Origin of the sequence: Streptomyces sp. NBC_00872 (assembly GCF_045161915.1) — a bacterium.
Classification (GTDB): domain Bacteria; phylum Actinomycetota; class Actinomycetes; order Streptomycetales; family Streptomycetaceae; genus Streptomyces.
Genome location: NZ_CP108806.1, coordinates 7,706,942 through 7,729,368, shown reverse-complemented (window position 1 = coordinate 7,729,368; position 22,427 = coordinate 7,706,942). Strand labels below are relative to the sequence as shown.

Here is a 22,427-nt window from a genome sequence, read left to right as displayed (position 1 = left end):
GGTGCGCACAGACTTTAACCGTGGCCGGACCGGGTCAGGATGTGGCCATGCACACACTTCGTTCTGGTGGTGTTGTCAGGTTCCTCCCTGGCTTCGAGGTGCCCGGTTAGGCCAGGATCGGCACCATGGACCTGCTGAACACACTGGTGGAGAAGGGCCTGCGGCGCGAGCTGCCGACCCGCGAAGAAGCGCTCGCCGTACTGGCGACCTCCGACGACGATCTGCTCGAAGTGGTGGCCGCGGCCGGGAAGGTGCGCCGCCAGTGGTTCGGGCGGCGGGTGAAGCTCAACTATCTGGTCAATCTGAAGTCCGGGCTCTGCCCCGAGGACTGCTCGTACTGCTCGCAGCGGCTCGGATCCACGGCGGAGATCCTCAAGTACACCTGGCTGAAGCCCGAAGAGGCGTCGAAGGCGGCGGCGGCCGGTGTGGCGGGCGGGGCGAAGCGGGTCTGTCTGGTGGCGAGCGGACGCGGTCCGACGGACCGTGATGTCGACCGGGTCTCGCGGACGATCGAGGCGATCAAGGAGCAGAACGAGGACGTCGAGGTGTGCGCCTGTCTCGGGCTGCTCTCGAACGGGCAGGCGGAGCGGCTGCGGGCCGCGGGGGCCGACGCGTACAACCACAACCTCAACACGTCCGAGGGCACGTACGGGGACATCACCACCACCCACACCTACGCCGACCGGGTGGACACGGTGCGCCAGGCGCAGTCGGCCGGTCTCTCCGCCTGCTCGGGTCTGATCGCCGGCATGGGGGAGAGCGACGCGGATCTGGTCGATGTCGTCTTCTCGCTCCGTGCGCTCGACCCGGACTCGGTGCCGGTCAACTTCCTGATCCCGTTCGAGGGCACACCGCTCGCCAAGGAGTGGAACCTCACCCCGCAGCGCTGTCTGCGCATTCTGGCGATGACCCGGTTCGTCTGCCCGGATGTGGAGGTCCGGCTCGCGGGCGGACGTGAGGTGCATCTGCGCTCGATGCAGCCGCTCGCGCTCCATCTCGTCAACTCGATCTTCCTCGGCGACTACCTCACCAGTGAGGGCCAGGAGGGCAAGGCGGATCTGGAGATGATCGCGGACGCGGGCTTCGAGGTGGAGGGCGCGGGCACCACGACGCTGCCCGAGCACCGGGCGGGCGGCTGCGGGCCGTGCGGGGACGGTGAGGCGGGGGCCGGGGCCTGCGCGGATCTGTCGGACCGTACGCCCGCGGCAGCCGCGGCGACCGCGGCGGGCGGCGAGGAGCCGCCGGCCGGAAACGATCCTGCGGCCCGCCGGGATCTGGTCGCCGTACGCCGCCGTGGCGCCGGCACGGATCTGGCGCCCAATGCCTGAGCTGTCCCCCGGCGAACTGCTGGACCTGGACCGGGCCCATGTCTGGCATCCGTACGGGCCCATGCCGGGCCGCGTCGCGCCGCTGGTCGTGGAGTCCGCGTCCGGGGTACGGCTGCGCCTGGCCCAACCCGCGCACGGACAGCGCGAGTTGGTCGACGGCATGGCGTCCTGGTGGTCGGCGGTCCATGGCTACAACCACCCGGAGCTCAACGCGGCGGCGCGCGGTCAGCTCGACCGGATGAGCCATGTGATGTTCGGCGGGCTCACCCATGAGCCCGCCGTACGGCTCGCCTCCCTGCTGGTGGAGATCACGCCCGAGCCGCTGCGCCATGTCTTCCTCTCCGACTCGGGCTCGGTGGCGGTCGAGGTCGCGGCGAAGATGTGCCTCCAGTACTGGCGGTCACTGGGACGTCCCGAGAAGCGGCGGCTGCTGACCTGGCGCGGCGGCTACCACGGCGACACCTGGACGCCGATGTCGGTGTGCGATCCGGACGGCGGTATGCACGAACTGTGGTCGGGGCTGCTGCCCCGGCAGATCTTCGCGCGGACGCCGCCGGCCGGGTACGAGGAGACCTACGCGGAGGAGCTGCGCACACTGATCGCCCGGCACGCGGAGGAGCTGGCGGCGGTCGTCGTCGAGCCGGTGGTACAGGGAGCGGGCGGCATGCGCTTCCACTCCCCCGAATATCTGCGGGTGCTCCGGGAAGCGTGCGACACGCACGGTGTGCTGCTGATCTTCGACGAGATCGCGACCGGGTTCGGGCGTACGGGCACGCTCTTCGCCGCCGATCAGGCCGGTGTGTCGCCCGATGTGATGTGTCTGGGCAAGGCGCTGACCGGGGGCTATCTCTCCATGGCGGCGACGCTGTGCACCGCGCGGGTGGCCGACGGCATCTCGCGCGGGGAGGTGCCCGTACTGGCCCATGGACCGACCTTCATGGGCAATCCGCTGGCCTCGGCCGTCGCCCGCGCCTCGATCGAGCTGCTGCTCGGCCAGGACTGGGAGGGGGAGGTCAAGCGGATCGGCACGGGCCTGCGCGACGGGCTCGCCGAGGCCGCCTCCCTGCCGGGGGTACGGGATGTCCGTGTGCTCGGCGCGATCGGTGTCGTCCAGCTCGACCACGAGGTGGACATGGCGGCGGCGACCGAGGCGGCGGTGCGCGAGGGTGTCTGGCTGCGGCCGTTCCGCGATCTCGTCTACACGATGCCGCCGTATGTGACGGGTGACGACGATGTCGCACGGATCTGCCGCGCGGTGACCGCGGCGGCGCGGAAGGGCTGAGCCATGCCCGTGTTGATCGTGACAGGAACCGGGACGGAGATCGGCAAGACCGTGGTCACGGCGGCGGTCGCTGCGGCGGCGCTGGCGCGCGGACGGACGGTCGCGGTCCTCAAGCCCGCGCAGACCGGGATCGGTCCGGGCGAGCGGGGCGACGTGGCGGAGGCCGTCCGGCTGGCGGGCCCGCTGACGGCGGCCGAACTGGCCCGGTTCCCCGAGCCGTTGGCCCCGGCGACGGCGGCACGCCGGGCCGGGGCGGCGCCCGTGCGCCCCGACGAGGTGGCCGTGGCGGCCGAGAAGCTGGCCGCCGAGCACGATCTGGTGCTGGTCGAGGGCGCGGGCGGACTGCTCGTACGCTTCGACGAGCGGGGCGGGACGCTCGCGGACGCGGCCCGGCTGCTGGACGCTCCGGTGCTGGTGGTGGCCCCCGCCGGGCTCGGCACCCTCAATATGACCGCGCTCACCGCCGAGGCGCTGCGGACGAGATCGCTGACGCTCGCGGGGGTGGTGATCGGGAGCTGGCCGGCCGTGCCCGGTCTCGCGGAGCGCTGCAATCTGGCGGATCTGCCGGAGGCGGCGGGGGCTCCGCTGCTGGGCGCCGTACCGGAGGGCGCGGGCTCGCTGGATCCCGTCGAGTTCCGGGCGCGCGCACCGAGATGGCTGGCGCCCCGGCTGGAGGGCCACTGGGACGCGGCACGGTTCGAAGCCGAGGCGGGGGCCGGGGCGCGCTCCGGGACCAGATCCGGGCCGGGGCGGAAGTAGCCCGTACGACGGGGTACCGGACATCCGCCGGTACCCCGTCACCCGTCACCCGTCCCCCGTCACCCGTCCGTCCGCTGTCCGCTGTCCGCGGACGACCGTACGGGAAACGCCTGACAGCCTGGGGGCAATCGTGCGGTGACGCCTCCCCTCCTCCCTACCGAAGATCCGTTCGCGCCGTCACGCTGAGACGGGTGTGCCGTATGGCGAATGTGTGACGGCTGAGCGGGGGGACTGTGGTGGGGGTACTGGCGCGGGCGCGACTGGTCCTTGTTCTCATGTCGGCGCTGATGCTGCTGACCGGTCTGCTGTCCGACGCGACGTTCGCCGCCGCTCCACGGGAGGCCGCCCGCGCGGAGTCGGAGCCGCTGCCACCGGGCCGGGTGAAGGGGCCCGGCCGGCCGGACATCGACCGCGTCACCCAGCCTCCGGCGGCGCCGGGTACACCTCGGGACCGGGCGGCCGACAAGCTGCGTACCGCGGACGGTGACCGCCGCACGGCCTCGGACCCGGGTCCGTCCGTACTGCCCCGTCCGCTGCGCGAGGCCGCCGCCAGGGAGAAGATCCTCAGGGCCTCGGGCGTCGGGCCCGTCGCGGTGCTGCCCGGCGAGCCCGAGCACGACCGTGAGATCGAGCGGCGCGGGCGGAAGCCCGGCAAGGAACCGTCACTGGCCGCTCTGGCCGCCCCGCCGGGCGACCGGCCGGGCGACCGGGCGGGTGCGGGCGCGGTCGCCGCGGCCACGTACGGGGCCTCGTACCCCACCATCTCGGGCTGGGATCCCGCCCCGTCCTACGCGCAGTTCGGCCGGATCAGGGTGACGGTGTGCAACGAGTCCAGCTTCACCTGGACGACGTCGAACCACGCACTCGGCTATCACCTGTACAACGCGAACGGTGACGTCTACAACTTCACCGGCGGCTGGACGGCGTTCGCGAGCAATGTCGGGAGCGGCAGCTGCGCCGCCGTGTGGCTGTGGACGGAGGAGCTCCCGACCGGCTCCTTCAAGATCGTTTTTGATATGTACGAGTACTCCACGCACTCGTGGTTCAGCGAGCAGGGCGTGCCCGCGTCCCGGGCCGTGGCGTTCACGGTGCCGCACTACGCGCCGAGCGCGTCTCTGGAGTACCCCGCGAACCTGTCCACCACCGAGACCCTGAACCATCAGTTCATCGCGCTGGTGGAGCACGACGCGAGCCGTGCCGTCGACGTCTACTACGAGATGTGCGGCACCATCGAGCGCGTCCGTCAGTGCTGGAACTCCAACTGGCTTCCGGTCGACGTCTATCCGAGCTCCTACGACTCGCTCACCACCTGGAAACCGCCGGCCGCGGCGATGCGCTGGAACATCACCTACGAGTGGCGGGTCAGGGTGCGCGACAACTCCGCCACCACCCCGTTCAGCTCCTGGGCGTACTTCACGCCCGTCGTCACGCCCCCGACGGCCGGTCAGTTCGGCGCCGACCCCTCGTCCATCGACGCGGCGGGCGTCAATATCTGGCTCGGCGGTTTCACCCGGGTCGAGAAGGACCTCACCCTGCCCGGCATCGGGCTGCCCCTGGAGATCACCCGTACCTACAACAGCACCAACACCGCCGTCGGGCTGTTCGGCACCGGGTGGAGTTCCTTCCTCGACATGCGCTCGGTCCAGGAGACCGGCGGCTTCATCAGAATCGTCTACCCGGACGGCAAACAGATCCGTTACGGGCGCAATCCCGACGGCGGCTACGTTCCGCACTACGGGCAGGGCGCCGGAGCCACCGTGCTCGACGCGCAGAATGTGACGCTGCCCGGCGGCACCCGGTATGTCTTCAACACCAACGGAACCATCGCCCGGATCACCGCGCCGAACGGCGACGCCCTGGAGATCGGCTATTCCGGCGGTGTACCGGTCAAGGTGACCAGCACCCGGTCCGGCCGGGCGATCCATCTCACCGTGGTGGACGGCCACATCACCCGGGTGTCCACCCATCCGGCGGGCACCACCGGCGCGGACGTGATGACCTGGACGTACACGTACTCCTTCGACCTCCTGACGCGCACCTGCGACCCGCGGATCGAGACACGGTGCTGGACCCGGTACAGCTACAGCGGAGCGCAGGGGCAGCTGTCGGACATCGCCCTGGCCTCCAACCGGCATCCGGTCCGGATCACCTACGACGGTTCCCGCGTCTCGCACGTCGACCTCCTCGACACCTCCGACACGGAAGTGGACGGGGGCTGGAGTTATGTGCGTGAGGACCCGGACACCGACGCCGGTACACAGGTCGTGCGGGTCCTGGATCCGCGCGGCAACACCATGTCGTACGAGTTCGGTCCCGACGGCGAGCTCTGGCAGCGCTGGTACAACAGCCTCTCGCCGCTGGAGGGCAACACCCGGATCTGGCTGTACCACGGTGACGGCCGGCTCTGGGGAATGATCGACGAGAACGGCAACTCCACCGAGTACTTCTGGGATTCGCTGACCGGCCAGCTCGCCGATGTGAACCGCTGGCGCGACGACGTCACGATGACCAACACCCACACGGACCACCTGTGGTTCGCGGCGGGCGATCCGCGCAACGGGCTGCCGGAACTCGTGAAGGACGCCAACGGCAACGAGTCCCGGTTCACCTACGACACCAACGGGCGTCTGCTGACGCGTTCCGAGCCCGCCGCCCCTCCGGGTACCGGAGCACTCACCCGCTACACCTACACCTGTCAGGGCGGTGCCGCCGCGCCTCCCGTGGTCAACGCGCCCGACGCCCCTCCAGGAGCGCTCCAGCCCTGCGGACTGCTCGCGAGCGTCACCGACCAGGAGAACAGGGTCACCCGGTACGCGTACAACTCCCACGGCGACCGCACGCGCGTGGTCACCCCCACGGGGCTGACCACGGACACCACGTACCACGGCCTGCTGGGCCGTGTGACCTCCGTGATGACGGACGACCTCGACGGCTCCGCGATGATCACGGCCCATACCTACGATGAACTCGGCCGCCCGTATCAGACGACGGAATCCCCCGTGGTCAACCCCGTCAGCGGGGTCGCGCACCGCAAACAGACCACCACCAGATACGACCTGTACGGCAATCTCAGCGAGGTCACCACAGCGGACCTGACCCCGGCGGCCGAGGGCGGCGACCCCGCGCGCACGGTCGCCTACGCGTACGACGCCCGCAACCGGCTGACCCAGGTGACCGAGAACGGCACCATCACCCAGCGTATGCGGTACGACGGACTCGGCAATGTCATCGAGAGCTGGAGCCCGGAAGGCGCGCGCTACACCTTCTTCTACGACACGGCCAATCTGCTCTCCAGCGTATGGCTGAACGACTTCACCGACGACCCCGCCGGGGGCGGCACACCGCGTGACGTCCCTCTGGCCTGGTACGGCTACGACTTCGCGGGACGCGCGTCCTCGGTGACCGACGAGATGGGCGCGACCGTCCTCTACGACTACACGGCGGACGATCTGATGCTCCGTCAGAGCGTGCTGGGCGAGGGCCCCGGCGGTACGGACCTCCTGCTGCACGCCTACGCGTACGACGCCGCCGGGAACGTGGTGCAGGACACCACCGGAGCCGGCCAGGACGCCCGTACGGCCCGGATGGCGTATCTGGCGAACGGCCGGCTGTCGAGCACGACGGTCGCGCCCGGTGTGGACCAGCGAGTCACCACGTACTCCTTGACGGCCGCGGGCAATATCTCCAGGACCCTCTTGCAGGGCCAGGACTCGGTGCGCGAAGCCACCATCAACAGGTTCGGCCTGGCCGGCGTGCTCCAGTCCGCGGTTCTCACCGGCGAGAATCCCATCACTCTTCAGGCGACGCGGTTCACCCGCGACGCGGCCGGCCGGGTGACCTCCACCACCGACCCGCGTGGAGTCACCTTCCCCGAGTCCGGTACCGACGCGTCCTCGGCCCTGGGCACCACCGACCCGGCCTACACCACCACGTACACCTACGACCTGACGGGACGGCTCAGCAGCACGGTCCTCCCGCCCGTGCGCGCGGAGGACGGCGGCGAGCCGGTGACGGTCTCCCCGACGACCGTCAACGGCTACAACACCTTCGGTGAACTCACCCATGTCCGCGACGAGGCGGGGAAGGTGACGGTCCACGAGTTCGACGTCCGGGGCCGACGGACCAGCACCACACACCCCGCCTACACCCCGCCCGGCGCGAGCCAGGCGATCGTTCCCAAGGAGACGTGGAGCTACGACGTCTCCGGCAACACGAAGACGTACACCGACCGGCTCGGGCGCACCACCGACTACACGTACGACGTCCGCAACCGTCTCGTCAGGATCACCCGGCCCGCCGCCGAGGAAGGCGCCGAACGCGGTGTGATCCGGATGGTCCACGACGACGGCGGACGCCTGCTGTCGACCGTCGACGCGACCGGCGCCCAGGAACTGCGCGGTTACGACGGGCTCGGTCAGGTGACCAGCGTCACCCGCGTCGTACGCGACGGGGCGGCCACGCCCAAGAGGTACACGACCACCTATGCGTACAACCAGTTCGGCCAGGTCACCCAGGTCAGCCCGGCGCCCGGGGACTTCACCACCTACTCCTACGACCATCACGGCGACCTGTGGCAGATCCGCGACAACAACACCACCTACCTCTACCGCGACATCGCGGGACGGCTCACCAGCGCCGTCTCGGGGGACCGGGCCAGACACTGGGACCGGGACAGGACGGGGCGCGTCACCGCCGTATGGGACGACAACGGGGTCGGCCAACCGCTGGCGAGGACGGAGTACCGCCGTGACGGAGCCGGCAACGCCACCGAGGTGACCGACCCCAACGGCGGTGTGTGGAAGGCCGCGTACGACGCTCTCGGCCGGCTCACCAGTCTGACGGACCCGCCCACCACGGCGGCGGACGGTACCGTCCGGGCGGGCGCCCGGACCCAGCTCGGCTATGACGTCATGGGCAACAACACCCGGGTCACGGACGCCGGGAACCATGTCCGCGCCACGACGTTCAACACGCTCGGCCTGCCCGAGCGGGTGACGGAGCCCAGTACCGAGGCACATCCCGATCCCGCCCAGCGGACCTGGACGACTTCCTACGACGCGGCCGGCAACACGACCAGGACCGAGGCACCCGGCGGTGTCGTGCGCACGGCACGGTACGACCGTCTCTCGCGGCCCGTCTCCGTCACCGCGACCGGCGGGGACCGGAGCGGAGAGCGCCTCTTCGGCTACGACCTGGCCGACCGCCTGACCTCGGCGGGACTCGCCGGACAGCAGGCGCAGACCTTCGCCTACGACGACCGGGGGCTGCTGACGAGCAGCGGCGGCCCCGCCGGCGCGTCGTCGTTCGCCTACGACGCCCTGGACCGGGTCACCCGGCAGACCGACGCGGCGGGCACCGTGGACTACACCTACGCCCAGGGAATGGCACGGCTCGGTCCGAGCACCCGGACCGACTCGGTGACGGGCACGACCACCACGTACGGCTACGACCATTCGTACGGGCTGCTCATGAACGAGGAGACCAGGTCCGCGGCCGGCACGGTGGTCCAGAAGCGCGCCTACACCTATGACAACCAGCATCGCCTGCTCACGGACACGGCGACCGGACAGGAGAACGTCACCCAGAAGTACGGCTGGGACAAGGCCGGCAATCTCGTCTCCGCCACGTCCGGGGGCACCGTCGCCTCACCACGGACCGAGGAGTACGACTACGACGAGGCCGGGCGGCTGATCCGGGCGTCCGACACGACCCATGGCACCGGAAGCGACTACTTCTGGGACGCCGTCGGCAACCGCACCCGTACGGTCGACTGGACCGAGGACGCCCAGGGAGACCGCACCGACACCGGCACGGTCACGGCCGAGTACGACGCCCGGGACCGGATCCTGTCGGCCACCGGCTCCGACGGGACGGCCACCGCCTACGAGTACACCGCGCGCGGCACCCTCGACCGCACCACCGTGACGACGGAGGACGGCTCCACCACGACCGGCACGTCGTTCGACGCCTTCGACCAGCTCATCGCCGACGGCACCGCCCGCTACGGCTATGACGCCCTGGGGCGCCTCGGCGGCGCCGCGCAGGAGGGAACGGCCCCCGCCGGCTTCACCTACGCGGGCATGTCGAAGGAGGCGTCCACCGACGGAACCTTCGCCTATGTACGCGGACCGGACAGCGGACCGGTCGCGGCGAAGCCGCTGGCGGGCGGCGCCCCCTCGATGCTGCTGTCCAATCTCCACGGGGATGTGATCGCCCAGCGCGATCCGGCCACCGGGAAGATCACCGGATCGCGGGAGTACGACCCCTTCGGCGCGGTGGACGCCACCCTGGGGGATTCCGCGAACACCGGGTTCCAGGGGTCCTGGACCGATCCCGCCACCGGCCGGGTCAACGCCCAGGCCCGCTGGTACTCCCCGGACACCGGGACCTTCGCGTCGGCCGACAGCGCCGCCGTGCCCCTCACCGACGCGACATCGGCGAACGCGTACACCTACGGCAATGCCAACCCGGCCACCCTCAGCGACCCCTCGGGATACTTCTCCATCGGCGGATACGACGTCGGCATCGACATCGGAAAGTACGGCGGCCGGCTCCTCGGCGCGGCCGAGGACGCGGCGGGCAAGGTCGGCTGGCGCGGCGCCGTACGTGCCGGAGCACGCGTGGGCTCACGGTTCGTACCCGTCGTCGGATGGGTCATGCTCGCCGCGGACGTGGCCGGTGTCGTCGCGTACATCGTCAACGCGGACGGGTCGATGACCCGGACCAAGGACGCGTACGACCCGGAGATGGATCCCTGCTACATCACGCCCGACGACTGCCGCAGACCCACGGAGGCCGCCCCGCGGAAGATCCCCGTCCCCAAGGTCGAACCGAAGAAGGTCACCCCGCCCCCGGTCCATGTCACCGGGACGCGCACCACCAGCAGCACCAAGGCGTGGGACACCTCGAAGACCTGGTGGGACAACACCTATCTGTACAACCGCACCGACAACTACACCTACACCACGCAGTACTTGTGGACGTACTTCTCCAACGGCGACTGGAACAAGAAGGTCTCCGGCACCTCCTGGACCCACTTCTACGAGATCACCAGACGCCTGCTGATCGATCTGTCGGACCCGCTCGTCCTGGACACCCCGACCGTGGGCGCGCCGGTCGCGCCGGAGTCCCCCGACAGTGCCACGCCCACCGGCTCCTGCACAGGCGGCGGCAGCATGCTCGACTGCGCGGGACTGCAACGCGCCGGCACGCTCCCACCGGGCGCGCTCACCGGCGGCAGCGGCTGCTCCGGCGGAATGCTCGGATACCAGTGCACCGCGAGCGGCAACCTGCTCGACCCGGAGACCGGCACCACGTACTGCAACCCCGGCGGCGCCGCGACCGGTTCGGTCTGTACACCCTCGTCGCCGGGGGCGGGGCCCGGTCCGTCCGGCGGAGGAAGCTGCGAACGCAACAGCTTCACCCCGGACACCCCCGTCCTGATGGCCGACGGTACGACGAAGCCGATCAAGGACGTCGAGACCGGCGACCGGGTTCTCGCGACCGACCCGGAAACCGGGATCTCCGAGGCGAAGACCGTCACGGCGACGATCACGGGCGAAGGCGCCAAGCGCCTCGTCGAGGTCACGATCGACACCGACGGTGACTCCGGCACCGCCACGGCCTCGGTGACGGCCACGGCCGGTCACCCCTTCTGGGTGCCGCGACTGAACGAATGGATCACGGCGGACCGCCTCGAACCGGGCGCGTGGCTCCGCACGAACACCGGCACCTGGGTCCAGATCACCGCGGTCGACCGCCACGGGGAACAGGCCACGGTTCACAACCTGACGGTCGAGGACCTGCATACGTACTATGTGCTGGCGGGCGGCGTCCCGATCTTGGTCCACAACGCGGATTGTGGAGCGAACACCGATGGGTATCTCTATCGTGGTCTGGCCAAGGGGCACCATGCTTACGGTGACGCTGTCAACGGTCGCGCGACACCTCTCGGGAAACACACAGACATCGCGGATCATGTGGGCGCCAATAACACGGATTCCATTTTCACGTCGTGGACCGATGAAATTGAAACCGCCATTGACAGCGCCGAGCATCTGGATGACACGTGGGTCGGGGAAGGCGTCATGTTGCGTATCAAGGTGGCAGATATAGACCCCCTCATTGGGCCATCGAGAAATATCCAGATCCACGGCGGCAAGCATGACCAGCTCGAATACGAGCATCTCCTTGTCGGGGGAATTATGGCCAGTGATATCAGTTTCGACTTCGGGGTAACGTGGAGAAGCGTCACGGGAGAATGAGGTGAACCAGGTGTCCGCCAGCGACTTGATCTCCGCGTTCGGAATCGAATCCGAGGCCAGGGGGCGGGTGGAGGATGCGCTGAACTCCGGAGCGAACTTCCATGTCGGGCTCACACCGATTCCGGCATCGAGACTCCGGGGTATCTGTCAGGGGAGGGTGAGAGCCGCGCAAAGGCATGGCAAGCCGACGATCGGGGCTGCGGAATGCCTTGCGGGCCTCGCCGGAATGGGCGAGCGAGGCCTTCACGTGGTCCACGTGGACGATCGCAGGCGAGCGGGGTATTTCTTCAATCTCTACCTCGACCCGCACCCGCTCAAAGTCATCGGATGCTATGGAGTCAACATCTCCCCCGAAGACCCCGCCACCGCCCCGCTCTGAGCGGCGGAGGAACGGTTCACCGTCCGATGGTGCCCGCCCCCCGATGAGGACGCGCCCCCATGCCTGGCGCGCGGCGGGGTACGCACCTCAGCAGCGGCGGACGCGCCGAGTGAAGCCACCGACCGGCCGAGCCCCCGGACTCCACCGGGGCCGACGCCGCGCGGTCCTCCTGCCGCTGACCGAATATGGGACGGAGGTGAACCGATGACCGAAGTGCTGCTGCTCCTGGTGGCGATCCTGCTGTCGCTCGCCTGCGGGGCCTTCGTCGCGGCGGAGTTCTCCCTGACCACCGTCGAACGCGGTGAGCTGGAGCGGGCCGCCGAGCGCGGGGAGCGGGGCGCGGCGGGCGCGCTGAGAGCCGTACGGAGTCTCACCTTCCAGCTCTCCGGCGCGCAGCTCGGTATCACCGTGACCAATCTCGTCGTCGGCATGCTCGCCGAGTCGTCGATCGCGAAGCTCATCCGCGGTCCGGTGGAGGCCGTGGGGCTGTCCCCCTCGGTGGCCTCCTCGGTGGCGCTGGTCATCGGTACGGCCCTGTCGACGCTCTTCCTGATGGTCGTCGGCGAACTGGTGCCGAAGAACTGGGCGATCTCGTCACCGCTGGCCGTCGTCAAGGTGGTCGGCACCCCGCAGCGCTGCTTCTCGTCGGCCTTCCGCCCGTTCATCCGCCATCTCAACAACATGGCGAACCGGATCGTACGGGGGTTCGGACTGGAGCCCACCGAGGAGCTGGCCTCCACGCGCAGCCCCCAGGAACTGGTCGCGCTGGCCCGCCACTCGGCGAAGGAGGGCGCGCTGGAGCAGGACACCGCCGAGCTGTTCGTACGGACCATGAGCCTGGCCGGACTGACCGCGGAGAATGTGATGACCCCGCGGGTGCGCGTGATGGCCCTCGACGAACGCGCCACGGCGGAGGATGTCGCCAACGCCACCCGCGCCAGCGGTCTGTCGCGCTTCCCCGTCTACCGGGACAGCCTCGACACGGTGGTCGGGATCGCGCACATCAAGGACGTTCTGGCGGTTCCCGCCGCGAGCCGGCCCCGGCGCACGGTGGCCGAACTGCTGCGCGAACCGCTGCTGGTGCCCGAGACACTGACGGTCGACCGGCTGCTGGACCGGCTGTCGGGCGGCGCCACCATGGCCGTCGTCATCGACGAGTACGGCGGGACGGCGGGGGTCGTGACATTGGAGGACATCGTGGAGGAGGTCGTCGGCGAGGTACGCGACGAGCACGATCCGCAGGAGACCGCCGATCTGGCCCCGGTGGGCGAGGACGCGGAGGGCAGGGCGCTCTGGTCGGCGGACGGCGCGGCGCGCGCCGACCAGTTGCGGACCGTCGGCCTGCGGATGCCCGAGGGACCTTACGAGACGCTCGCCGGGCTCGTCGCCACCGAGCTGGGCCGTATCCCGGCCGAGGGCGACCGGCTGTCCCTGGACGGCTGGCTGCTGGAGGTCGTGGACGCCACGGGCCGGCGCGCGGCCCGGCTGCTGCTCCACGCGCCCGTCCGGGCGGCCGAGGAGGAGAAGGAGACCACATGATCACCGCGATCCAGCTCTTCGTCGGTCTGCTGACCCTGGTCGTCAACGCGTTCTTCGTCGCGTCCGAGTTCGCGCTGGTCTCCGTACGGCGCAGTCAGATCGAGCCGGAGGCCGAGGCGGGCAACCGGCGGGCACTGCGGGTCGTCTGGGGTCTTGAGCATGTGTCGGCGCTGCTGGCGGCGGCCCAGCTCGGCATCACACTCTGCACGCTGGTGCTGGGTATCGTCGCCGAGCCCGCCATCGCGCATCTCCTGGAGCCCTTCTTCGACGCCGTCGGGGTGCCGCACGGTCTGGTGCATCCGTTCTCGTTCGTGATCGCGCTCGTCCTCGCGACCTATCTGCACATGCTGCTGGGCGAGATGGTCCCGAAGAACGTCGCCCTCGCGGGACCGGCACGGGCCGCGCTGCTGCTCGGTCCGCCGCTGGTGGCGCTGGCGCGGGCGCTGCGGCCGGTGATCTTCACCGTCAACGCCTTCGCCAACGCTCTGCTCGGACTGCTGCGGGTGGAGACCAGGGACGAGGTGACCGCGGCTTTCTCCGACGACGAGCTGTCGCGTCTGGTCACGGACGCGGGCGACGCCGGACTGCTCGACGACCGTGCCACCGAGCGGCTGCACGACGCGCTGGAGCTGGGACGGCGGCCGGTGAGCGATGTGGTGATGCCGCTGGAGCAGGTGGTCTCCGTACGGCTCGGGGTCACGCCCGAGGAGCTGGAGAGCCTCTCCGCGCGGTCCGGTTTCTCGCGCTTCCCCGTGGTGGACACCACCCGGCGGATCCTCGGCTATCTGCATGTGAAGGACGCCCTGGACGCGGCGCCGCGCGACGATCCGTTCCCGTTCTCCGCGATGCGCGCCGTCGCGCGGGTACGGGCGGAGACCCCGATGGACGACGTGCTGACCGCGATGCGCCGCAGCCGGACCCATCTCGCCGCCGTGCTGGACGAGGACGGGAGGCTGGAGGGCCTGGTGACGATGGAGGACGTCCTGCGCCAACTGGTGGGCAGACACGCGTGAGCCGGGCGCGCCCGGGGGCCGTTCAAGTGCGCTCCCCGGGGGCCGTTCGGCTGCGCCCGGGGCCGGGGTACGGCCGTACGTACCGCGCGGTACGATCGCTCCGCCATGGAGATGAATGCCAACTACACCAGCCTGGTCGCGGTCGGTGACTCCTTCACCGAGGGCATGTCCGACCTCCTCCCCGACGGTTCGTACCGCGGCTGGGCGGATCTGCTCGCCGGACGTCTCGCCGCCCGCGCCACCGGCTTCCGCTACGCCAATCTCGCCGTACGCGGCAAGCTCATCGGCCAGATCCTCGACGAGCAGGTGGACATCGCCGCGGCGATGTCGGCCGACGTGGTGACGCTGGTCGGCGGACTCAACGACACCCTGCGGCCCTCGTGCGACATGGGACGGGTCCGGGGACTGCTCACCGAGGCCGTGGAGCGGCTGGCGCCGTCCTGCGGACAGCTCGTACTGATGCGCAGCCCCGGCCGCGACGGCCCGGTGATGGAGCGTTTCCGGCCGCGCATGGAGGAGCTGTTCACCTGTATCGACGAGCTGGCGGCCCGGCACGGCGCGCTGGTCGTCGATCTGTACGGGACCCCGGCGCTCGGCGATCAGCGGCTGTGGGACGTGGACCGGCTCCATCTCACCGCGGAGGGGCACCGCCGGGTCGCCGAGGCGGTGTGGCAGACGCTGGGGCTGCCGGCCGAGGACGACTGGCGCGTGCCGCTGCCCCCGGCCGAGACCGTACGGTGGCTGACGCGAAGGACCGAGGACGCGCGCTTCGCGCGGCAGCATCTCGGACCGTGGATCGTCCGCCGGGTGACCGGCCGCTCCTCCGGCGACGGCAGACCCGCCAAGCGCCCGGAGCTGCTCCCGTACGGAACGCCGGAGCTGGACGGCGCGCCCTCGCCGCTCTCGTGAACCCGCTCACCGGGGTGTGGCGGCCCGCTCCCCCCGGGGGCGGCGCCGACCTGCGCGAACCGCCAGTAGACTCAGCTCACGTGACTGCCGTGTCTGCGAAGCCTCGCATCCCCAATGTCCTTGCCGGCCGCTACGCCTCGGCGGAGCTGGCCGTGCTGTGGTCCCCCGAGCAGAAGGTCCGTCTGGAGCGTCAGCTCTGGCTGGCGGTGCTCCGGGCGCAGAAGGACCTCGGGATCGAGGTGCCCGACACGGCGCTCGCCGACTACGAGCGGGTGCTCGACCAGGTCGACCTGGCCTCGATCGCCGAGCGCGAGAAGGTCACCCGGCACGATGTGAAGGCACGGATCGAGGAGTTCAACGCCCTCGCCGGCCATGAGCAGGTGCACAAGGGCATGACCTCCCGCGATCTGACCGAGAATGTCGAGCAGCTCCAGATCCGGCTGTCGCTGGAGCTGACACGGGACCGTACGGTCGCGGTGCTGGCCCGGCTCGGGAAGCTGGCCGGCGAGTACGGCGAGCTGGTCATGGCGGGCCGCTCGCACAATGTCGCCGCGCAGGCCACCACCCTCGGCAAGCGCTTCGCGACGGCCGCCGACGAGCTGCTCGTGGCGTACGGACGGCTGGAGGACCTGCTCGGCCGCTATCCGCTGCGCGGGATCAAGGGACCGGTCGGCACCGCGCAGGACATGCTCGACCTCCTCGGCGGCGACACCTCGAAGCTGGCGGAGCTGGAGCGGCGGATCGCGGGCCATCTCGGCTTCGCGCAGGCCTTCACCTCGGTCGGCCAGGTGTATCCGCGCTCGCTCGACTACGAGGTGGTGACCGCGCTGGTGCAGCTCGCCGCCGCGCCGTCCTCGGTCGCGAGGACGATCCGGCTGATGGCCGGGCACGAGCTGGTCACCGAGGGCTTCAAGCCGGGCCAGGTCGGCTCCTCCGCCATGCCGCACAAGATGAACACACGCTCCTGCGAGCGGGTCAACGGGCTGATGGTGATCCTGCGCGGTTACGCGTCGATGACGGGCGAGCTGGCGGGCGACCAGTGGAACGAGGGCGACGTCTCCTGCTCGGTGGTCCGCCGGGTGGCGCTGCCGGACGCGTTCTTCGCGTTCGACGGACTGCTGGAGACGTTTCTGACGGTGCTGGACGAGTTCGGCGCGTTCCCCGCGGTCGTGGCGCGTGAGCTGGACCGCTATCTGCCGTTCCTCGCCACGACGAAGGTCCTGATGGCCGCCGTACGGGCCGGGGTGGGGCGTGAGGCCGCGCACGAGGTCATCAAGGAGCACGCGGTGGCATCGGCGCTGGCGATGCGCGAGCGCGGCGCGGAGCGCAACGAGCTGCTCGACCGGCTGGCGGCGGACGAGCGGATCCCGCTCGACCGCGCGGCGCTGGACGCGCTGATGGCGGACAAGCTGTCCTTCACGGGCGCGGCGGAGGACCAGATCGCGACGGTGGTGTCCCGGATCGAGGAGATCGCCAAGCAGCACCCGGAGGCGGCGGCGTACGCGCCGGGCTCCATCCTGTGACGCGGTGACGGCTCCGTCCTGTGCCGCGGTGACGCCAGTGCCGCGGCGCGTCCCTTCGAGAGGCTGGACGACGTACCGATGACTCCTCTTCCCCCGCTCCACGGCACGGTGGCCCGATGAGCGGGACCGACACGATCGTCGCCGCCGACGTCGTCATCACCAGCCCCGGCCGTAACTTCGTCACGCTCAAGATCACCACGGCCGAGGGGCTGGTCGGCTGGGGCGACGCCACGCTCAACGGCCGTGAACTCGCCGTCGCCTCCTACCTCCGTGACCATGTGGCGCCACTGCTCGTCGGCCGCGACCCGGCGAGGATCGAGGACACCTGGCAGTACCTCTACCGGGGCGCCTACTGGCGGCGCGGTCCGGTGACCATGACCTCCGTCGGCGCGGTCGACCTCGCCCTGTGGGACATCAAGGGCAAGGCCACCGGACAGCCCGTCTACCAGCTGCTCGGCGGCGCGGTCCGCGACCGGATCCTCGCCTATACGCACGCCAGTGGCTGGGACGTGCCACGGCTCCTCGACGCCGTCGACGCCCGGCGCGAGCACGGCTTCCTCGCGGTACGGGCGCAGAGCGGGGTGCCGGGGCTGGGCACGGTGTACGGGGTGAGCGAGGCCGCCGCCGGACACGAGCGGCCGGACAGGCACGGCACGGGGCCGGACGAGGAGATCTGGGACACCGACTCGTATCTCCGGCACGCCCCCGAGATGCTCACGGCGGTCCGCGAGCATGCCGGACCCGGGCTGAAGCTGCTGCACGACACGCACCACCGGCTCACTCCCGGCGAGGCGGCCCGGCTCGGCAAGGCGCTGGAGCCGGTGAATCTCTTCTGGCTGGAGGATGTGACCCCGGCGGAGAACCAGGAAGTGCTGCGCCATGTCCGGCGGCACACCACCGTGCCGCTGGCGATCGGCGAGGTGTTCAACACCGTCTGGGAGTGCCAGACCCTGATCACCGAACAGCTCATCGACTTCGTACGGACCTGTGTCACGCACGCGGGCGGGATCAGCCATCTCCGGCGGATCGCGGCCCTGGCCGAGATCTGGCAGGTACGGCTCGGCCCGCACGGTCCCTCGGACATCTCACCGGTGGCGCTGGGCGCGTCGCTCCATGTCGGTCTGTCGACACCGAACTTCGCGATCCAGGAGTACATGGGGTACGAGCCGGTCGTCCACGAGGTGTTCCGCCACGCGTGGAGCTACGAGGACGGCCATCTGCACCCGGGGGACGAACCCGGTCTCGGGATCGAGGTCGACGAGGCGCTCGCCGCCCGCTTCCCGTACGAGCCCGGCTATCTGCCCGTCGCCCGGCGGCGCGACGGCTCGGTGACGGACTGGTGACGACCGCTCCGGCGGGCGGTCCGCCGGCCACGCGGGAGCGGACGGCCCGCGGCCGACGCCCCGCCCAAGGCCCCCGGTCCGCCTCGACGGCAAAACCCGGGGGCCATGGTTCAGCGCCTCAGTCCGCCACGCGCGTCAGCCGTACGACCGGGATGTCCCGGTCGGTCTTCTTCTGGTACTCCTCGTACGGAGGGAACAGTTCCACCAGTCCCGGCCACACCCGGGCCTTCTCCTGCGCCGACAGGGTCTCCGCCCGCGCGGCGAAGCGCTCGGCGCCCACCCGGAGCCGTACATCCGGGTTCGCCTCCAGATTGAGGTACCACAGCGGGTGCTCGTCGGCGCCGCCCTTGGACGCCACGAGCAGATAGTCGTCGCCGTCACGCCCGTAGATCAGTACGGTGCGCCGCAGCTGTCCGGTGCGCCGGCCGCGGTAGTCCAGCAGCAGACACCGCACTCCCTGGATCGTCGTGCCGCGGGCGCCGTCGGACTCCTCGTACGTCCTCGCCTGCTCAGCCACCCAGCCCGTGGGGCTGATCACCACATCTTCGTCCTGCGCCATCCCGGCTCCTCGGCCTCGTCCGTCGCCAACGTGTCCCACCCTAATCAGCCCCGGGCACCCGCTCATCGGCCCTGGGGCCTCGTGACTCGCCGCGCGGTCAACCACCGAGTAGCATCCGCCGAACACGCGCGAACTGGGAGGACATACCGTGGGGCGGCTGACCGGCGGAGACCCTTCTCTCCTGCGGCGGATCAACTCGGCCGTGGTGCTGCACGCCCTGCGGGGCGCCGGTCCTCTCACCCTCACCGATCTCACCCGGATCACGGATCTGTCCCGGCCGACCGTCGAGGGTGTGGTGGAGGGGCTGATCGAGACGGGCCTGGTCGTGGAGTGCGCCCCGGAGGAGGGCGAGACCCGTAAACAGGGCCGCCCCGCACGGCGGTTCCGGTTCCGCGCCGAGGCGGGCCATCTGCTGGGGATCGAGATCGGATCGCACCGGATCGCCGCGCTGCTCTCCGGACTGGACGGCAGGATCATCGGCGCCGGGACGCGCGAGGTCTCGGAGAAGGCCGACGCGGACGAACGCCTGGAGCGGGTACGGCTGGTCGTCGCCGATCTCCTGCGGCGCACCGGTGTGCCGCGTGGCTCCCTGCGGGCGGTGGGTGTCGGCAGCCCCGGCATCGTGGAGGCCGACGGAACCGTACGGCTGGGCACCGCGCTCCCCCAGTGGACCGGGCTGGCGCTCGGTGAGCGGCTGCGCCGCTCGTTCCGATGTCCCGTCCTGGTGGAGAACGACGCCAACGCGGCGGCGGTGGCCGAGCAGTGGAAGGGCGCCGCCACCGACTCCGACGACATCGTCTTCGTACTGGCCGGACTCAGTCCCGGGGCCGGCGCCATGATCGGCGGCCGGCTGCACCGGGGGTTCGGCGGGGCGGCGGGCGAGATCGGCGCGCTGCATCTGCTGGGCCGCGATGTGACGCCCGAGAAGCTTCTGTCGACGACGGACGAGCCGCTGCATCCGCTCGACGAGCAGGCGGTGGCGAAGGTCTTCGCCCATGCCAAGGAGGGCGACATACGGGCCCAGGAGGCCGTCGAGCGGTTCATCCAGCGGCTGGTGCACGATGTGGCGGCGCTGGTGCTGGCGCTCGACCCGGAGCTGGTCGTGATCGGCGGCTGGGCGGCCGGGCTCGACGGCGTACTGGACCCGCTGCGCGGTGAACTCTCCCGCTACTGTCTGCGCCCGCCCCGGGTGACGCTCTCGCTGCTCGGTGAGGCGGCGGTGGCGACGGGCGCGCTGCGGCTGGCCCTCGATCACGTCGAGGAGCAGCTCTTCGCGGTGGAGAGCACGGTGACGTCCCGCCGGGACCGGTGAGGTCGGCCGGGGCCGGTGAGGTCCGGCCTGGGCCGGTGAGGTCCGGCCTGGGCCGGTGAGGTCGGCCGGGGCCGGTGAGGTCGGCCGGGGCCGGTCGGATCGGCCGCGACCGGCGGTCAGGTCGGCCGGGACCGGCCCATGGACTGACCCCGCGGCTCCATGAACTCCCGCGCGGGTGCCCGGTTTCAGGGCTTCAGGACGCCCTGCGCTCCTGCGGGTGATCGCCGGCGTGGTCGCTGATCTCCAGGTCGCCGGAGGCGCCGAAGGTCAGCCGGCAGGTGTCGGCGCGGTAGGTCGCCACCGAGACCGCGGCCGTACGCCCGTCCACCACATAGCGCGTCGTGACCACGAGCACCGGAGCGCCGGGCAGCCGGTCCAGCGCCTTGGCGTCGTCCGCGCGCGCGGAGCCCAGCTCCACCGCGCGGTCCTGCCCGTCGAGGCAGAGCCGCTGGAGCTCACGCAGCACGCTACGGGCGCGGGCGGGGCCGGACGGCGAGTCGATCGCCGACAGCTCGGGCACGGACGAGGACGGTACGTAGAGCAGCTCGGCCGCGACGGACTGGCCGTGCGTGACCCGGATCCTGCGGACCGTGTGGACCTCTTCGCCGGTCTCCGTCTCCAGCAGCCGGGCCACTCCGGCGCCGACGGGCGCGAGGGAGCAGTCGATCGGCTGCCAGGCGTCCTGGGCGGCGCCCGGCCATTCGTGCTGGGCGGTCGAGACGTCCACGCCCACCCGGGGCGGCGCGACGGTGGTGCCGACGCCGCGGCGGCGCTGGAGCCGGCCCTCCAGCTCCAGCTGTTCGAGCGCCTGCCTCAGCGTGGCGCGCGCGACCCCGAAACGAGCGGCCAGTTCACGCTCGTTGGGCAGGATCTCACCCACCGCGAAGTCGGAGTCGAGTGCTTCACCGAGAACGGTCTTGAGGTGCCAGTACTTAGGCTCCGGCACTGTTTCAAGCTGCGTGGTCCCCACCCTGATCCTCCGCAATCGCCGTGTCCCCGGCGGGTTTTCCGTGCAATGTTTATTAAAGGTTCCTGCACTAACTAGCGACGATAGGACCGCCCATCCAGTTGGTCAAGACCAATCCTGCTTCGGTCACCGAGAGAAGTCACTCCCCGACTCAGGGTGTTCACAGTACGTTCGTACGCCGGTGAGAGGCGGGGAACACGGAGACCCGCGGCCGGAATGGACGCGGGGTCCCGTAACGCGTGGAGCGGCGAGCAGGGCTTACAGGGCCGGGCGCTCCGATGTGACGCCACTGAGCTTGTCCGGATTCCGCACGATGTGGACGGCGCGCACCTTGCCGTCGGCGATCTCCAGCTGAAGGACAAGATCCGGCTTTCCCTCGCGGAGGAACAGCAGCGCCACGGCGCCGTTGATCTCCACGGTCCGGCTCTCGTAGAGGGCCGCGTCGCCCGCGACGCCGGTGAAGAACCGCGCCACCTTGTCGGCGCCTTCGACGACCCGCAGCGGCGCCTTGGCCTTGCCGCCGCTGTCGCCGACGAGCCGGACGTCCGGCGCCAGCAGACCGATGAGGGCCTCCATGTCGCCGCCGCCCGCCGCCGCGAGGAACCGCTCGGTGAGATCGCGGCGTTCGGCGGGGTCCACGTCGTAACGGGGCCGACGCTCCTCGACATGGCGGCGGGCCCGGCCCGCGAGCTGACGGACCGCCGTCTCGCTCCGGTCCAGTACGGCGGCGATCTCGCCGAAGGGGAAGCCGAAGGCCTCACGCAGGACGAACACCGCGCGCTCCAGGGGCGAGAGTGACTCCAGGACGATCAGTACGGCGAGCGAGACCGAATCGGCCAGTACGGCACGCTCGGCCGTGTCCGGCGCGGCCGGACCGTAGTCGGTGACGACCGGCTCCGGCAGCCAGGGGCCCACATAGGCCTCGCGCCGCGACTGGGCCTGGCGCAGCCGGTCGATGGCGAGACGGGTGGTGATCCGTACGAGATAGGCGCGCGGCTCGCGGACGTCCGTGCGCTCCTGCCCGCTCCAGCGCAGCCATGCCTCCTGCACCACGTCCTCGGCGTCGGCGAACCGGCCCAGCATGCGGTAGGCCACCCCGGTCAGTACGCTCCGGTGCCTCTCGAACTCGTCGGTGCTCGTCGTCTCAGTCGCCACCGTCCCATCCCAGCCCACGGTCTGTCGGCTGTCCAGGTGACGCGCGCGTGGCCGTACGTCTTCGAGACGCGGGGCGACGGGTTGTTCATACGGGG

Annotated in this window: 14 protein-coding genes; 11 read left to right on the top strand and 3 right to left on the bottom strand. The window is 70.7% G+C overall.

Going from position 1 to position 22,427, the window contains the following annotated elements:
- Window positions 1-125 precede the first annotated feature (125 nt).
- The 10 genes from bioB (at window position 126) to manD (ending at window position 18,339) form a co-directional block, all read left to right on the top strand.
- Window positions 126-1,328: a biotin synthase BioB gene (bioB, locus tag OG214_RS33080; RefSeq protein ID WP_405986789.1), complete on the top strand. Its 1,203-nt coding sequence runs from the start codon at window positions 126-128 to the stop codon at window positions 1,326-1,328.
- A complete protein-coding gene (locus tag OG214_RS33075) occupies window positions 1,321-2,610 on the top strand; it encodes an adenosylmethionine--8-amino-7-oxononanoate transaminase (protein ID WP_363081924.1) in 1,290 nt (429 codons plus the stop codon). The genes bioB and OG214_RS33075 overlap by 8 nt, the downstream gene beginning before the upstream one ends.
- A 3-nt stretch (window positions 2,611-2,613) precedes the next feature.
- Entirely contained in the window at window positions 2,614-3,369 is a 756-nt protein-coding gene (bioD, locus tag OG214_RS33070) for a dethiobiotin synthase (protein WP_405986788.1), read from the top strand.
- A gap of 275 nt (window positions 3,370-3,644) precedes the next feature.
- Window positions 3,645-11,633, top strand: a complete 7,989-nt coding sequence (locus tag OG214_RS33065; RefSeq protein ID WP_405986787.1) for a polymorphic toxin-type HINT domain-containing protein — start codon at window positions 3,645-3,647, stop codon at window positions 11,631-11,633.
- Between the two features lie 10 nt (window positions 11,634-11,643).
- Window positions 11,644-12,012, top strand: coding sequence for a hypothetical protein (locus OG214_RS33060; RefSeq protein WP_405986786.1), 369 nt, complete (start codon window positions 11,644-11,646; stop codon window positions 12,010-12,012).
- A 204-nt stretch (window positions 12,013-12,216) separates the two neighbouring features.
- Window positions 12,217-13,551 (top strand): hemolysin family protein, encoded by a 1,335-nt coding sequence (locus OG214_RS33055; protein ID WP_363081928.1) that lies wholly within the window; start codon window positions 12,217-12,219, stop codon window positions 13,549-13,551.
- The gene (locus OG214_RS33050; RefSeq protein ID WP_363081936.1) at window positions 13,551-14,564 is read left to right on the top strand and encodes a hemolysin family protein; all 1,014 of its coding nucleotides are present in this window, start codon (window positions 13,551-13,553) and stop codon (window positions 14,562-14,564) included. The genes OG214_RS33055 and OG214_RS33050 overlap by 1 nt, the downstream gene beginning before the upstream one ends.
- Before the next feature lie 105 nt (window positions 14,565-14,669).
- Window positions 14,670-15,473 (top strand): SGNH/GDSL hydrolase family protein, encoded by an 804-nt coding sequence (locus OG214_RS33045; protein WP_363081929.1) that lies wholly within the window; start codon window positions 14,670-14,672, stop codon window positions 15,471-15,473.
- A gap of 80 nt (window positions 15,474-15,553) precedes the next feature.
- Window positions 15,554-16,996 (top strand): adenylosuccinate lyase, encoded by a 1,443-nt coding sequence (gene purB, locus OG214_RS33040; RefSeq protein ID WP_363081930.1) that lies wholly within the window; start codon window positions 15,554-15,556, stop codon window positions 16,994-16,996.
- Between the two features lie 116 nt (window positions 16,997-17,112).
- On the top strand, window positions 17,113-18,339 hold the full coding sequence (manD, locus tag OG214_RS33035; protein ID WP_405986785.1) for a D-mannonate dehydratase ManD: 1,227 nt from the start codon (window positions 17,113-17,115) through the stop codon (window positions 18,337-18,339).
- 118 nt (window positions 18,340-18,457) lie between these two features.
- Here the strand turns inward: manD and OG214_RS33030 are convergent, their stop codons facing one another.
- Window positions 18,458-18,898, bottom strand: a complete 441-nt coding sequence (locus OG214_RS33030) for a nitroreductase family deazaflavin-dependent oxidoreductase (protein WP_363081932.1) — start codon at window positions 18,896-18,898, stop codon at window positions 18,458-18,460.
- Between the two features lie 148 nt (window positions 18,899-19,046).
- Between OG214_RS33030 and OG214_RS33025 the strand changes: the two genes are divergently transcribed.
- Window positions 19,047-20,210 carry an ROK family transcriptional regulator gene (locus OG214_RS33025; protein WP_363081933.1) on the top strand — a complete coding sequence of 388 codons (1,164 nt, stop codon included), beginning with the start codon at window positions 19,047-19,049 and terminating at the stop codon, window positions 20,208-20,210.
- 193 nt (window positions 20,211-20,403) lie between these two features.
- On the opposite strand, the gene OG214_RS33020 is transcribed toward OG214_RS33025, so the two are convergent.
- Both OG214_RS33020 and sigJ read right to left on the bottom strand, forming a co-directional pair.
- On the bottom strand, window positions 20,404-21,180 hold the full coding sequence (locus OG214_RS33020; protein ID WP_363081934.1) for a GntR family transcriptional regulator: 777 nt from the start codon (window positions 21,178-21,180) through the stop codon (window positions 20,404-20,406).
- A 255-nt stretch (window positions 21,181-21,435) separates the two neighbouring features.
- Window positions 21,436-22,332, bottom strand: coding sequence for an RNA polymerase sigma factor SigJ (gene sigJ / locus OG214_RS33015; RefSeq protein WP_405986784.1), 897 nt, complete (start codon window positions 22,330-22,332; stop codon window positions 21,436-21,438).
- Window positions 22,333-22,427 lie beyond the last annotated feature (95 nt).